The 16,837-nt window shown below is 47.1% G+C and carries 2 protein-coding genes; both read right to left on the bottom strand.

What is annotated here, in order from left to right; translation table 11 throughout:
• Positions 1-202: 202 nt before the first annotated feature.
• Positions 203-9,166 (bottom strand): non-ribosomal peptide synthetase, encoded by an 8,964-nt coding sequence (locus PN466_RS17355; protein WP_271941573.1) that lies wholly within the window; start codon positions 9,164-9,166, stop codon positions 203-205.
• A 387-nt stretch (positions 9,167-9,553) separates the two neighbouring features.
• Positions 9,554-16,645: a non-ribosomal peptide synthetase gene (locus tag PN466_RS17350; RefSeq protein ID WP_271941571.1), complete on the bottom strand. Its 7,092-nt coding sequence runs from the start codon at positions 16,643-16,645 to the stop codon at positions 9,554-9,556.
• Positions 16,646-16,837: the final 192 nt, after the last annotated feature.

The raw sequence follows: 16,837 nt of genomic DNA, 5'->3' as shown, positions 1-16,837 counted from the left end.
TAGAGTTTCAGCTATTTTTCAGTCTTCGACCTGGTTTCCTTACCCTGACTGGATTACAGGTTATTTTAGTCGAAAGATTCTTCTAAGTTTCGCTATGGATAGTGCGTTTCCACTCCTACATTGTTGCCTGTTTCCTGTTCCCCAAGGCGAACTATTGCATCATAGCCAATTAACTGGACTTGATATTAGATCGCTCTTTAACTTAATTCAAACAAGCTCCCAGCTTTTGGGCGAGAACCCCGACGTGGGGCGATCGCATCATCCCATAATGATCGCCGGGAATCATATAAGTTTCCAACTTCCCTGTCACCCAACTACTCCACCCTCGGTCTTCTTCTAGTTCATTGGCTGAAAATAGAGCTACTCGACCCCAATAAGGCTGAGGTTGATAATCGTATATCGCCTTCAGGTTTGCTTTGAAAACCTCAAACAACCGATCCACCTGTTTCAGGGAAATTTCTCGCGGCAAAATATTCAGGCGTTTAGCTTCAGTGAGGATGCAACCTAACTGTTCTGAGGGTTGAAGTTGATGAAGTTCATGGGTCGAAATTGAGAACTCTGTGCCAAATATACCGCCGAGATCGCCCAATAGAGCATTAATCAAAAAAGCATCATCAATCGGTTTTTGATTCTGGCTCGGTACATAGCTGTCAATCAACGCCAATAGCTCAACGTTTTGCCCCAAAGTTTGCAACTGCCGTACCATTTCCCAAGCAACGACTCCACCCATCGACCAACCGCCTAAATAATACGGCCCGTGAGGCTGAATTTCCTGCAATGCTTCTATATAAATAGCTGCCATCTCCTCTATTTTGGTTAAGGGTTCTTTTTCGCTAGATAACCCCACAGACTGCAAGCCGTAAAACGGTCGGTTGTTGCCCAGGTGTCGGGCTAACTGTGCGTAGCACAGAACGTTGCCGCCAACCGGATGCACGCAGAAAAATGGTGGCAACTCTCCTGAAGCTTGAATCGGCACTAAGGGGGAATGGGAGCTAATATCATTCTTTGCCTTGAGCAGATTAGCTTGGCTTTCGATTGTCGGTTCTGTAAACAGAGTAGTCAAAGGTAGGTGAATGCCTAATTGCCGTTCGATGCGAGCCATCAAGCGAACGGCTAACAGGGAATGACCCCCCAATTCAAAGAAGTTGTCTTGTACTCCAAGGGTGGAAATCTTGAGAACTTCCGACCAAATTTGGCATAGTTGCAGTTCGGTAGTGGTGCGGGGGGCGATCGCTCCTTTTTCTCTCTGTTCTGTATCTGGTGCAGGGAGGGCGCGGCGATTTACTTTGCCATTAGGCGTTAGAGGCAATGCCTCTAAAAAGACAAACACACTGGGAACCATATAGTTGGGTAGCTTCGTTTTCAAGAAACTGCGCACATCAGAGGAGGTCACTTCTTCTTTAGTGACCATGTAGGCGACCAGTTGTTTATCTGCTGGAGTATCTTCGCGAACAATAACCACGGCTTCACCCACATTGGGATGTTGGGCTAAAGTTGCTTCAATCTCTCCGAGTTCGATGCGGAAGCCTCGTATTTTTACTTGGTTGTCGATGCGTCCGATAAATTCAATCTTGCCATCCGGGAGATAGCGTGCCTTATCGCCGGTTTTGTAAAGGCGCGAACCCGGTTCGTCACTAAAGGGATTGGAGATAAACTTTTGCTCGGTTAATTCGGGGCGATTGAGATAGCCTCGCGCTAACCCTGCACCGCCGATATGGAGTTCTCCTGGTACGCCTATGGGGACAGGCTGGAGATAGTTATCGAGAATATAGATTTGGGTATTAGCGATCGGACGACCGATCGCCACTGACACATTTTCTTTGCTCTCTATGAGATCGGAAGCACTAACCGGGCAAACTGTTGACCACACTGTCGCTTCTGTAGGACCATATAGGTTCCAGAGGGAAGAGCCTTTTTCCAGAAGTTGAATGGCTAGTTGCTTAGACAAGGGTTCTCCACCACAAAGTATTTTCAAGTGCGAATTCCCTTGCCAACCGGAAGTTAGCAGCATTTGCCAAGTTGCTGGAGTCGCTTGCATCGCGGTCGTGCCCTCTAGCTCCAATTTGGACAACAGTTGTTGACCGTCAGTAGCGACCTCTCGACTCGCTAAGACTATTTTTGCTCCCACGATTAAGGGTAAGTAAATCTCTAGGGCAGCAATATCAAAACTGAGAGTAGTGACGGCTAAGATAATATCAGTATCAGTTAAGCCGGGTTTTATTGCCATCCCACGAAGAAAGTTGACCAGAGATTGATGGCAGATTTCCACTCCTTTGGGTTTTCCTGTGGAACCGGACGTATAAATTATGTATGCTAAATTCTCAGGACGAACTGGAGATGATAGATTGTCAGTGCTGCAACTCGATATCAATTCCCAGTCACTATCTAAACAGACAACGAGATCGGGTAAGACCTGTAATCGGACGGTTAATTCCTGCGTTGTTACTAATACCGCAGCTTGGGAGTTAGAAAAGATATAGGCGAGACGCTCTGGTGGATAATCTGGGTCTAAAGGTAGGTATGCTCCGCCTGCTTTGAGAATTCCTAATAATCCTACGATCGTAGAGAGCGATCGCTCTACACAAATCCCCACTAGCACCTCCGGCCCTACCCCCAAGCTTTGCAGGTAACGCGCCAGTTGATTGGCCCGTGCGTTCAGCTCCCAATAGGTAACTTGTTCTTCCTCAAATACTACTGCGATCGCATCTGGCGTTCGTTCTACTTGCTGTTCAAAGACCTGATGAAGGCAATAATTATCCGCGTATTGCGCACGAGTATTGTTCGACGCTAGCAACAGTCGATCTCGTTCGGCTTGGGCCATCAAGGGCAAAAAAGCCACCTTTTCTTCAGGACAAGCGACAATCGCCTCCAATACATTCTGGAAATGTAAGGCCATCCGGTAGATAGTCTCGGCATCAAACAGATCGGTATTGTATTCCCACCTTCCCGTTAATCCTGACTCTGTTACTCTCATCCACAGAGTCATGTCAAATTTGGAAGTTGCGCTATTCGTTGCCAAACGGCTGACTTTTAATCCGGATAATTCCCAACTTTCCCCAGTCTTTTCCTCCTCTTCATATTGCAGTGCAAACATGACTTGAAATAGGGGTGTATAGCTTGGGTTGCGCTCGGGTTGCAATTCTTCTACCAATTGCTCGAAGGGTACATCTCCATGAGAATAGGCATCCAGACAGGTTTCTCGTAACTGATGTAGCAAGGAAACAAAACTGGGATTTTCGGCAAAGGTAGTTCGCAACACTAAGGTATTGACAAAGAAGCCAATTAGGGACTCTATTTCCGGGCGATCGCGGTTGGCAATGGGAGACCCCACCACAATATCTGTTTGGCCGCTATAACGATAAAGTAAGGTGCTAAAAGCTGCCAAGAGAGTCATGAATAGAGTCGCACTATATTGTTCGCTGACTTGCAAAAGTTTAGCCGTCAATTCTACAGGTACAGAAAAAGACTCACTCGCACCTCGAAATCCCCGAACTGAAGGGCGGGGTCGGTCTGTTGGCAATTCTAATTGAGGCGGAATTTCAGCTAACTGCCGTTTCCAGTAGTTTACTTGGGTAGCCAGGACTTCTGGAGTCAAGTACTGACGCTGCCAAATGGCAAAATCTGCATATTGGATGGGCAGCTCTGGTAAAGGGGAAGGTTGTTGTTGAGAAAACGCTGCATATAAAACCTGTAACTCCCGGAAGAATACCCCCAAAGACCAATCATCAGAGACGATATGGTGCATCGTAAGCAGTAGGATATTAGACTGGGGACTCAGACGCAATAGCTTGAAGCGGACTAATCGTTCGGTAGTGATGTCAAAAAAATGGCTTGCTTCTTCTGTGAGGAATCGGTGTACTTTGCGTTCTTGACTGGCTTCGGGTATATTTTGTAGGTCTATAACTGGAAATTCTCCGTTAGACGGGGTGGCGATCGCTTGAAATGGAGTCCCGTTCTCTGCTTGAAACGTGACGCGCAAAATGTCGTGACGGCGAACTATTTCTACTAAAGCTGCCTGTAGGGCGGCAATATTCAGAAAACCATCTAGGTGGATTGCTACGGGAATATTGTAAGTGGCATTTTTCCCTTCCAGGAGATAGAGAAACCACAGTCTTTGTTGGGCAAAGGATAAGGGAATAGTTGTATCTCTTGCTGTTACAGCAATTGCTGGCAGTTGCAACCCAGTTTTTCCCTCAGTGCGATCCGTTTCTATTCCTTTAGCCAGTTCTGCAATTGTCGGTAATTGAAATAGCTTTTTTAACGGGATATCTACGGAAAATGTATCGCTTATCCTCGATATCGCTTGCATCGCTTTCAGAGAATGTCCCCCAATTTCAAAGAAGTTCTCTTCTATTCCCACCTTGTCCAATCCCAATACTTCAGTCCAGATAGCGGCTAGCAGTTCTTCCGTAGGAGTGCGAGGGACGATTTTTGTTAAAGTGCCGAAACTAGAAGCATCGGGTTTCGGTAGGGCGCGGCGGTCTATTTTGCCGTTGGGAGTTAGAGGTATTGCCTCTAAAAAGACAAATGCGCTTGGAACCATGTAGTCAGGTAGCTTGGTTTTCAGGAACATTCGCAAAACAGATACCGCTACTTGTTCCTGAGTAACAATATAGGCAACGAGGCGTTTATCCCCGGTCGAATCTTCACGGACAACAACCACGGCTTCGCGCAAGCTTGGATATTGAGTTAACGTGGCTTCTATTTCTCCGAGTTCGATGCGGAAGCCTCGGATTTTTACTTGGTTGTCGATGCGTCCGATAAATTCGATGTTGCCATCCGGGAGATAGCGAGCTAAATCACCTGTTTTGTAAAGGCGAGAACCAGGTTCGTTGCTCAAGGGGTTGGGGATAAATTTTTGGGCAGTTAATTCCGGATGGTTGTGATAGCCTCTGGCTAGCCCCGCACCTCCAATGTGGAGTTCTCCAGATACGCCGATAGGGACGGGTTGGAGATGCTTGTCGAGAATATAGATTTGGGTATTGGCAATGGGAGTGCCAATTGAGTAGTCGATCTCTTGGCGCTGGGAGGAATAACTGGAGGCATTGAGATGGCAGGCAGTTGACCAAACTGTAGTCTCGGTAGGACCATATAGATTCCAGAGACAAGCGCCTTTTTCTATCAGACGAACAGCGAGTTCTCGCGGTACGGCTTCGCCACCGCAAATCATTTTGAATCCACTACTACTGTGCCAACCAGCCGCTAGCAGCATTTTCGCCGTGACTGGAGTTGCCTGCATCACAGTAGCACCGGAGTTTTTCAAGGTTGACAAGAGCTGCTTGCCGTCGGTAGCCACTTCCCTAGAGACTACAATCGTTTTTCCCCCTACGATCAGTGGCAAATAAATCTCCGGAACTGCCATGTCAAAACCGATCGTGGTAGCTGCCAGAATAGAATCGCTGTTGCTGAAACCGAGGGTGACTTGCATTGCACTCACCAGGTTAACAAGGGATTGGTGGCCTATTTCTACGCCTTTGGGTTGTCCGGTAGAGCCGGAGGTATAAATGACGTATGCTAGATTCTCAGGTTGAGAAGTTATGTCGAGATTGCGATCGCTAAACCAAGCTATTTGCTCTGATTCTGCATCTAAACATACCGAACGTGCAGAATGTTGCGGTAAAGAGGTCAATACGGTTTCCTGAGTCACCAACACCTTGAGCTTGGAAGAAGAAAAGATGCTGGCGATGCGATCGCTTGGATAATCTGGATCTAAGGGTACATAAGCCCCACCAGCTTTGAGAATCCCCAATAATCCTATGATCATTTCCAGCGATCGCTCTACACAAATCCCCACTAGCACCTCTGGTTTGACTCCCAAACATTGCAAATACCGCGCCAGTTGATTGGCTTTCCCATTCAATTCTCGATAAGTTAGTCCCTGGTTCTCAAAAATAACTGCAACAGCATCGGGAGTTCGTTCAACTTGTTGCTCGAATAACTGATGTATACCCCGATCCTGGGGATACTCCGTCGTTGTATTGTTCCACTCTACGAACAACTGATGGCGTTCCAACTGAGTCAGCAACAGAAGTTGGCTAATTTGCACTTCAGGATTAGTCACTATTGCTTGGAGCAAAACCTGAAAATGTTCCGCCATCCGCGAGATAGTTTCCGCATCAAATAAATCCGTGCTGTATTGGAAATATCCGTTCAATTCGCCTTCAGTTTCCCACACCAAAAGGCATAGATCGACCGCAGTCGTTTTATCCTCAATATCTTGGATTTCCAGCAGTGGCTCGGTTGTCAGACTAGAAGTTTCTAGTTGCTCTAGTTTGCTCGTTGGTAGGTTAACCCAATCCAATATCACCTGAAACAGAGGATTGTGGCTGAGTTGCCGTTCTGGTTGTATGGTTTCTAGAACTTTTGGGTATGGCACCTCTTGATGAACCAAAGCTTCTAGAACGGTTTGCCTTACTTGAGAAAGCAAATCTTGAAAAGTGGGATTGTTTTGTAATTTAATCCCCAGCACCAGCACATTCAAAAATGGACCGATTAAAGATTCAGTTTCTATAACATTTCGCTGGCTGACTGGGGTGCCAATATTAATCTCCTCTTGAGAGCTGTAGCGAAAGAGCAACGTTGCCAACGCTGCCAATAAAGTCATATATAAAGTCGCTCCTTCTCCCTGACTTAACTCCAATAGTTTTTCGGTCAGGTCGGCGGGTGCGTGAAAAGATTGTCTGCCTCCTCGGAAACTCTGCTCTAAAGGCCGAGAACGGTCTGTAGGAAGTTCCAAAAGGGGTAGACTCTCTGAGAGTTGTTGTTTCCAATATTCAAGCTGAGGTTTTAACATTTGGTCGGTTAACCGCTCCCGTTGCCAGCAAGCAAAATCAGCATATTGTACGGACAGCTTTGGCAAAGGTGAGGGTTTACCGGAGGCAAAAGCCGAGTAAATAGTCATCAACTCTTGGAAAAATATTCCCGTTGACCACGCATCACCAATAATGTGGCTCATCGTTAACAGTAAAACATGGGATTTTACTCCCAACTGCAAGACCATAACTCTGAACAAAGGACCGTTAACTAGGTCAAAAGAACGTTCTAATTCTTTTTGGGAATATCTTTTAAGCGTTTCTGATTGTTCCTCTGGTGAGAGGTTTTGCAAATCGATTTCTGGCACGAATATCTGTAAAGAAGAAGCTACGACTTGCACCAACAAACCCTCAGTCAATTTGAATGTGGTGCGCAAAATTTCGTGACGGCTGACCATTTCGGCGATGGCTCGTTTTAGGGCAGTTCGATTCAGAGTTCCTGTTAAACGCCATGCTGCTTTAATCGTATAGTAGATGGCACTATTTGGAGCTAGGTGAATCAGATACCAAAATTCTTCCTGAATAAAAGATGACGGTAAGTTTTGACTTCGCGGAGCTGGTGCGATCGCATTTTTTTTTGGTTCTAAGTCTCCCTTAATGCGTGTCTCTATCGCCAGGGTTAACTCGGCAATAGTTGGACATTCAAATAAGGCACGAACGGGTAAATCGAGATCGAACGCATTGCGGATGCGACTTAAAATCCTAGTGGCCAGTAGGGAATGTCCGCCCAGTTCAAAGAAATTGTCGTGTATGCCGACTTCTACGTTTAGCAAAGCACTCCAAATATCTACTAAAACTTTTTGGTTCTTGCTACTGGGTTGCACGAAAGGTGTTGATAGATGGAGACGGGAAAATTTCGGAGCTGGCAGAGCGAGACGATCTATTTTATTGTTGGGAGTCAGGGGCAAAGTATCTAGCATGACAAACGCACTTGGCATCATGTAGTCTGGCAGTCTTTCCGACAAGAAGCTACGCAATTCGCTTATAGTTGGGACCCGTTGGCGATCGGGAACTATATAAGCGACTAAATACAGGTTCCCCGGACTCTCTTTGGAGCTAGTTGCTACGGAGGATAGTACCTTTGGGTGCTGCCCGAGAGTGGCTTCGAGTTCTCCAAGTTCGACGCGAAACCCTCTGATTTTGACTTGAAAATCCTTGCGTCCTAAAAACTCTAATACCCCATCTGTTCTTAATCTACCCAAGTCTCCGCTGCGATAAATGCACTGTTTTCTGCCTTCTGGATCGGGTAGAAATACGACTTTTGTTAGTTCTGGATTTTGCCAGTATCCCAAGGCTATATAGGGGCTGCGAATGGCAATTTCTCCAGAGTCAAGTGCAGGATTTCCTGCTTCATCGAGCAATAATAACTCTGTTTCTGGAACTGGATAACCGACTGGAAGTAAGCCTCGATCGCTGAGTTCTGTTTCCTTGTTTAGGGTATATTGGAAGTTGAAGGACGATTCAGAACATCCCATCAAATTTACCAATAGGCAGTCTGGAGCGAAATATTTTTTATAGGATTCAAAGTCTGTTGTTAAGGCAGCTTCTCCTCCCAATACTACTAAACGAATTGAGTCTAGCTCAGTCCGAACCGCTTGACTATTTTCGTTCAAAATATCGATTAATTGCCGATAAACTGTTGGGGTTGAGTGATAAATTGTGATTTTTTCTTGCTTTAGGTCAAATAAGCATAGGGTTGCTCCATTTAGCAAGGCGGCAAATATATCGATTATTGCGGCATCAAAACTATAGGAAGATAGCAGGGTGAGTTTGTCCGAACTCGAAAGATGAATCGTTTTACGATAAGCTCTGATGAAATGGAGAATGTTGCGGTGATTTTGCACGACTCCTTTGGGAACTCCTGTCGAACCAGATGTGTAGAGAATATAGGCTGGTGTTTCTGGAGAAATTGACAATACGAGGTTAGAGACAGTCGTTGCATACTCTAGATTATCGATATTGACGATCGCTATTTTTGCTTGAGTTATCTTTTGTGCTAAATCCCAGTTTCTATTATTGGTCAAGATAATTTGGGGTTGGGAATCTTGCACAATAGATTTCAGTCTGGAACTGGGATAGGTTGGATCGAGGGGAATATAGGTTTTGCCAACTTTGAGGACTGCCAAGATACTGGCGATCGCTGGCCCGTCATGTTCTAGCAGTAGGGCGATTCTCTCTAAACCATTGTCGCAACTCTTGAGGATATCATTGGCTATTGCATTGGCACGACTGTTTAAGGTTTGATAAGTCCATTGGTGATTGTTGCTGGCGATCGCCACCCGATCGGGAGCTTTCCATACTTGTTCCTCAAAGACTATACCGATGGGGCGATTAAGTGTTTTGTCAGCGAACATAAATATTTTTGCTATAGCAGTGAAAGAGTTGATTAGGACAGTGAGGTTATGGTTTGAGGCAAGAGGCAATAGAAAATGTCGTAACTCTCCCTTTCTCTGCTATATATCATTATCAGAGATATGCTGAAAACCCCGTGAATTGATGGATGGGATGAAGACAAGAGAGCGGCTTTTTAGAGATTGAGAGAATAGTCTTAATGCTCCTCTTGATTGTGGAGCAACCTGCCAGGAAAGAGCTGGGTTGGCAATCTCTAAAGTAGCGTAAAGGGCGATCGCGTCAATTATTTTTGCTCAATTTAGCTTTTCAATTTAACTGCGATCGCTCTTTAACCTAATTCAAGCAAGCTGCCAACTTTTGGGCGAGAACCCAGAGGTGAGGCTGCTGCATCATCTCAGACAGACTGCTAACTTTTGAGTTAAAAGACCGACACCTGGCTCGCGAATAATAGAATAATGATCCCCCGGAATCTGATGAACTTCGATTTGACCTTTAACTAAATCTTTCCAACCCAGAGTTGCATCAGTGTCAAGTTCCATCGAAGGTTGACTGGCATTGAACAGGTGAATTGCACCAAGGTAGGGTCGCGCCTGATAGTCATAGGTTGCCCATCCCGTTGCGTGATAAACTCGATACAGGTTTTGCATCTGCTGTACTCCTACCTCTGAGGGGATAATATTCTGGAGCTTTGCCTGTTCCAGGATGTATTCCAACTGCTCCTCCAAGTTCAGACGCTTCAATTGTTGAGGAGACACGGATAAGGGTTTGCCAGAACTAGCGCTGAGTTCTTGAGCAAAACCGATTGCATACAGGATCTCATATCCTAAGTTTTCTTCTGCCATGCGATCGTTGAGAAGTTTATGTAACTTGGGAGAGTGAGTTTCTATCATTGCGAGCAATTCTACAGTGTCGTCTTGCTGCTTTAACTGTTGGGCGATTTCAAATGCTAAGAGACCTCCCACGCAAAAACCTGCCAGATAATAAGGTCCGTGCGGCTGCACTACTTTTATCTCTCGGACAGCAAACGCCGCTAGTTCTTCTGGGGAAGTTATCGGTTCTCGTTCTCCGTTTAAACCGGGCAATTGCAAACCGTAAATCGGTCGCTCGGTTTCCAGATTGCGAACTAAGTCTAGATAAAATAAGACTTGGCCGCTGCTGGGAGGAATCAAAAACAGTGGCGCTCCCTCTCCCCCCGACTTAATGTTCACTAGGGGAGATCCGAGCTGAAAATCTTGATCCGAATCCAGAAGTTTTGCTTGTTCCTCAACCGTAGAGCTTTGAAATAGAGTGGCCAGAGGCAGATTTTGACCAAAGTGCCGTTCGATGCGAGCCATCAAGCGTACTGCTAACAGGGAATGACCGCCCAATTCAAAGAAGTTGTCTCGGACTCCCACGGTGGGAATACTGAGAACTTCCGACCAAATTTGGGACAGGTGCAGTTCGGTGGGAGTGCGGGGGGCGATCGCGCCTTCTTCTCGATGTTCTGTATCCGGTGCGGGTAGGGCGCGGCGATATTGCATCCGCAACGCTTCGCGATCGCATTTGCCATTGGGAGTTAGAGGGATTGCCTCTAAAAAGACAAATGCACTGGGAACCATGTAGTCAGGGAGCTTAGTTTTCAGGAAACTGCGCAAATCGGCGGATGTCACTTCTTCTTTGGTGACGATATACGCGACAAGTCGTTTATCTGCTGGAGTATCTTCGCGAACCATAACCACGGCTTCACGGATTTCTGGGTGTTGAGTCAGCGTTGCTTCGATTTCCCCCAGTTCGATGCGGAAACCTCGGATTTTCACCTGATTGTCGATGCGTCCGATAAATTCAATGTTGCCATCGGGAAGATAGCGCGCCTTATCGCCAGTTTTGTATAAGCGCGAACCGGGTTCGTCGCTAAAAGGATTGGGGATAAACTTTTGCTCAGTTAATTCGGGACGGTTCAGATAACCTCGCGCTAAACCCGCGCCGCCGATATGGAGTTCGCCCGGTACGCCGATAGGGACGGGTTGGAGATAGTTGTCCAGAATATAAATTTGGGTATTGGCAATGGGACGACCGATCGTGGGCGTATCGCCAGTCTTTCCTAAAGCACAAACCGTTGCATCTACCGTGCATTCAGTCGGTCCGTAAAGATTATAAAATTGACGACTTTTAGCCTGTCTCAAAGCAGTCCAAGTGGATTCATCAATCGGTTCTCCTCCCACTAACACATACTTAGGAGGGGTATCGCTGTTTAGGAATCCGTCCGCCACAAGCAGTCTGAGTTGGGATGGGGTACAGTCAAACAGGTCGATTTGGCAATCGAGTAGGTAGGATAACAAGCGCCTCGAATCCAATCGAATGTTTTCCGGCACGATATAAAGTGTGCGACCGTACAGGAGTTGTACGATTTGTTTTACTGAAGTATCGAAAAATAAAGGCCCATTTAAAGTGATTTTACATAGAGGCTCGTCACTTGTGGCTGCGATCGCTCCTTCGATTGCCCGCGCCAGATTCAAAATAGAGCGATGTTCGATCGCAACTCCTTTTGGTTTGCCCGTAGAGCCTGATGTGTAGATGACATACGCTAAGTTATTTACCGTTACCGAGATCGGCAGATTTCCTTCACTCTGTTTGGCGATTTCTTCCCAAGCCGTATCGAGACATATGACTTGGGTTTGGTTCTGCGGTGGGACTACTCCTTTTCCTATCGCTAATAACATCGAAACTCCAGCATCTGCCAGTATATCGGCTATTCGTTCTGATGGATAATTCGGGTCTAAAGGCAGATAAGCACCACCTGCTTTGAGAATTCCCAACAATCCTACGATCGTAGAGAGCGATCGCTCTACGCATATCCCTACCAGCACCTCTGCCCCGACTCCCAAGCCTTGCAAATATCGCGCCAATTGGTTTGCTTTCGCATTCAGCTCCCGATAGGTTAGTTGTTCCTCCTCAAAAACTACTGCTACGGCATCGGGAGTCCGCTCTACTTGTTCCTCGAACAACTCCTGGATGCACTTTTCCTGGGGATATTCGGCAAAAGTATCGTTCCACTCTACTAACAACTGGTGGCTCTCTGCTGCACTCAGCAAGGGCAATTCGCCAACTCGCGCCTCTGGGTTTGCCAATATTGCCACTAGCACAGTCTGGAAATGTCCCATCATGCGGCGGATAGTTCCTGGCTCGAACAAATCGCGATTGTATTCCCAGTAGCCAATTAATCCCGCTTCTGTTTCTTCCATCGACAGGAACAAGTCAAACTTGGCTTTTGCCGTTTCCAAAGGCAACCAATTAAAACTCAATCCCGGTAATTCCACAGGTTTCCGAGGCGCATTTTGCAAGGCGAACATCACCTGAAATACGGGCGAGTGCGAGAGAGTGCGCGGGGGTTGCAGTGCCTCCACCAACTGCTCGAAGGGCAAATCTTGGTTCGTGTAGGCATCCAAAGATACCTGCCGTACCCGAGCCAATAATTCAACGAAACTGGGATTGCCCTCAAAGCGCGATCGCAACACCAGCGTATTGACAAAAAAGCCGATCGCTGCTTCTATTTCGCTGCGATTTCGGTTGGCGATCGGCGTGCCTACAACTATATCGGGCTGGCTGCTATAGCGATATAGTAGGGTGCTAAAGGCGGCAAACAGCGTCATAAAGAGAGTCACTCCGTTTTCTCGACTCAGGTGCTTGAGTCGTTCGGTGAATTCAAAGTCAAACTCGAAAAACTCTTTGCCCCCTCGCGAGGTTTGCACCGTCGGGCGGGGATAGTCTGTCGGCAGTTCTAATAAAGGAGGAACTCCTGCGAGCTGTTGCTTCCAGTAAGACAGTTGTGGGGAAAGTATTTCTGCGATCGCCGGCTGCCGCTGCCAGCAAGCAAAATCGGCATATTGGATTGGCAGTTGGGCTAACGGTGAGGGCAAGCCCAACACTTGGGTTCCGTAGAATGCTTCCAACTCGTTGGCAAATACCCCCATCGACCAGCCATCGGTAATAATGTGGTGCATCCCCAGCAATAATACATGGTCATCAGTCCCTAACCGCAATAGGGTTACTCGAAGCAAAGGATCGTTGGCTAAGTCAAAGGGTTGCTCGCTTTCGCGATCGCTCAATTGCTGTACTTGGGATAGCTGTTCTTCTGGTGACAAATGCTGTAAGTCAATCGTGGGAATATGCAAATCCAGTTCCGGCGCGATCGTTCGCACCGCAGAGCCATCAACTGCTTGATAATTTGTCCGCAAGCTTTCGTGACGGCGCACTATTTCTTGCAACGCCCCTTGTAGCGCTTCTACAGAAAGCGAACCCGTCAAGCGCAAAGCCTCTTGCTCGTTATAGGCGATGCTTTTTTCCTGCAAGCGATCCAGAAACCACAGGCGTTGCTCGGCAAAAGATAGGGGCATTTCTCCATCTCGCGGCACGGGTTGGATCGGGGCCAATTTTTGGCGAGAAGCGCCTGAGAGGGTTTCGCTTAATTCTGCCACTGTCGGCGATTCAAACAACTGATGCAATGACAGCTCTACACCAAAGGTATCGCGTACGCGCGATACCAGTTGCGTCGCTTGGATGGAGTCGCCCCCCAGCATAAAGAAATTGTCTAAAACTCCGAGTTCGTCCAGGCTCAATACTTCTGCCCAAATTCCGGCGATAATTTCTTCTGTGGGAGTTCGCGGCGATACCAGCTCTACATCCAGAACCGGGCGGGAGCGATCGGGTGCGGGCAGGGCGCGCCGGTCAATTTTTCCACTGGGGTTCAGGGGGAGTTCGTCCAGAAGGACAAACGCCGATGGCACCATATAATCCGGCAGTTTTTCTCGCAGGAACTGGCGCAACTGAGGGATTAATTGACTGGGTTTGCTGCCGGTGTAGGGCAGATTGGCATAAGCACTCCAAGGTTTGGGTTCGTTTTGCTGAGGGGTTTCTTGAGGCGAAATAATGCTGCTGTCTGGAATAATGTTGCTATCCTTGCGGACAAATACGACATCATAGTAAGCCTCGCTGGTATTGCTAGACCAAGTAACGTTAATTCGATAATCTACCTCGGACTGCAATTGCCACCAGTCTTCCGGCTCAATTCCTGCTTGAGAAATATTTTGACGCAGTTCCCCTACAGTTTCGGGACATTCGGGACTGGCGAGCCATTCTATTGCTTGCAGATCTGCCCATGTCCGGGGGTTGGGAACGCCAGCGACTACGAGCATTTCTGGGGATGCTTCTAGAAGTTGTTGGCGAACGGCGGCTATGGTCAAACTATCTTGCTGCCAGTTTAGATAAATTGGAGCATTGGAAGCGGGCGCTTTTTTGCCTATATGGAGAACCACATCATAACGGAAGCGAGTCAGTTCGTTTTGGGAATAGCCGGGCTTGAGTTGAATTTCTACATGACTGATTTGCGGCAAATGCTCTTTTAGGGCTGCGAAGAATTCTAGGTCAATATTTAATCTTTTTTCTCTGGCTATTCGTTCCTGGATGTCGTGTTGCAGTGCCGCTGTAGATAGAGAGTCAGGGGCTTGATACAACTGCACTGAGGTATGAAATGCTTCTAGCAACGGTCTGCTCAACACATCTCCAACAAAAATTGCACCTCCAGGCTTGACTAAAGTGGCAACCTTTTCCAAAACGCGAACGAGGTAGTCCATGCTGGGAAACATGGGAATGACCGAATTAATTACTACGGTATCCAAGCCAGCATCTATTCCCTCCAAGTCGTCTGCTGGAGTTGCACGCAGCGTCACGTTCGGTGCTAAAGTTTTGTCCTTAATCTCTTGCTGGACATAACGGATTGCTTCTACAGAAACATCGGTGCCCCAATAATGCTTGCAGTGGGGTGCGATGCGAAATAGTAACATCCCCGTTCCACAACCGATTTCCAGCACTCGTTTCGGCTGCAAAGCGAGAATGCGTTTTACCGTACAGTCCACCCACTCCTGCACTTGGATGGTCGGCAATGCCTTTTTGGTATAGCTATCGTTCCAGCCACCAATGTGGAGAGCAGAATCCCACTCTTCTGCTGGCTTTTTGTAGGCTTCATCCCATAGTTTACCCCATTGCTTAACCTGCTCTTCTTCGACAGTTATTTTTGATGGATCGGACAAGGAAGAGACAACATAAGCTACTAGGCGCTTGTTGTTAGCTATATCTTCCCTCGCCGCTACGACAACTTGGCTCGCGGCGGGGTGTTCGAGCAGTACCGCTTCAATTTCTCCCAGTTCGATGCGGAAGCCGCGAATTTTTACTTGGTCGTCGATCCGACCTAGGTACTCAATGTTGCCATCTGGTAGGTAGCGAGCTAAGTCACCTGTTTTGTAAAGGAGATCGCCCGTACAAAATAGGTTAGGAATAAATTTTTCTTCAGTGAGTTCCGGTCGGCTAAGATAACCTCGTGCCAGACGTGTCGCACCGCCAATATGTAATTCTCCAGGAACTCCTGTAGGAGCTGGCTTTCCTGATTCTAGGAGTATATAAACCTCGGCACCATCAATTGGTTTTCCAATGGGGACGCAACCTTCGCCCGGGCTAACTTGGCATGTAGTTGAATATATCGTCGTTTCTGTGGGTCCGTAGCAATTCCATAAGTAAGAACTTTTTTCTAGCAACCGATTGGCTAGATTTCGCGATAGGGCTTCGCCACCACAAATTATTTTGAACTGTTTGTTACCATCCCACTCAGCTTCTAGCACCATATGCCAAGTAGAGGGAGTGCTGACCATAATGGTAGCGCCGGATAAGGTCAGTAACTGCGCTAATATCCTTCCGGTTTTGGTAGCTTCGTCACTTGCAATTACCAGACGTGCCCCTACATTCAGGGGAGAGTAAATTTCCATTACTGAGGTATCGAAGCAAATACTAGCTACTGCAACTAAGGTATCGCACTCTGTTAGTTCAAAATACTTGCAAGTGTAGTCGAGCGAACAAACCACACTCTTGTGGGTAATCTGTACGCCTTTTGGCTTTCCAGTAGAACCTGAAGTGTAGATAATGTAGGCTAGGTTGTCAGAATGAATGGTACTATTTACATTTTCTGCACTCTGCTGCGATATCTTCTCCCAGTCTTTGTCCAAGCCAACGATCTCAAAAGGCGTTGCCTGGGCGCTCGAATTCAGCAGTCCTGATGCTAGTTTCTCTTGAGTGACTGCGATTGACAGGTTAGCATCCGCGAGCATGAAAGCCAAACGCTCTGCTGGATAGGCCGGGTCTAAGGGTACATAAGCGCCACCGGCTTTGAGGATTCCCAACATAGCCACTACCATGTCCAAGGAGCGATCGACGCATAGACCCACCAATACCTCTGGTCCGACTCCCAACCTTTGCAAGTAGCGAGCCAGTTGATTGGCTTTGGCGTTTAATTCCCTATAGGTTAGTTGTTGAGACTCGAATACAACAGCCACCGAGTCAGGGGTTCGCTCGGCTTGGGCTTCAAATAACTGATGGATGCACTTATCTTGGGGATAGTCGGCTTGAGTATTGTTCCAGGAGGGTAATGGGCGATCGCCTGCTGATGTTGTTGCCATAGACTGATTTTTCGGTTTAACTTGGGAACCAGAGTAAGTTCCTAGTTTAGTTTACAGGGCGATCGCTCCTACTCGTAGAATCTTCTGTAAATAACACTTTATGATTGGCACTCCTCAATTTAACGGTAGGTTAAATTGAGGAGGCTTTTCAAGTTTAAGGTTATTTTTATTTCAATCATTGAATCTCTACAT

Source organism: Roseofilum reptotaenium CS-1145 (assembly GCF_028330985.1).
Taxonomy (GTDB): Bacteria; Cyanobacteriota; Cyanobacteriia; order Cyanobacteriales; family Desertifilaceae; genus Roseofilum; species Roseofilum reptotaenium.
Note: the sequence above shows the minus strand (reverse complement) of the source record. Positions and strands in the feature narration are given on the sequence as shown.

What these genes read in the sequence shown, in the direction of transcription:
- PN466_RS17355 (WP_271941573.1), bottom strand. Translation starts at nt 9,166, where the DNA reads ATGTTCGCTGACAAAACACTTAATCGCCCCATCGGTATAGTCTTTGAG.
- PN466_RS17350 (WP_271941571.1), bottom strand. Translation starts at nt 16,645, where the DNA reads ATGGCAACAACATCAGCAGGCGATCGCCCATTACCCTCCTGGAACAAT.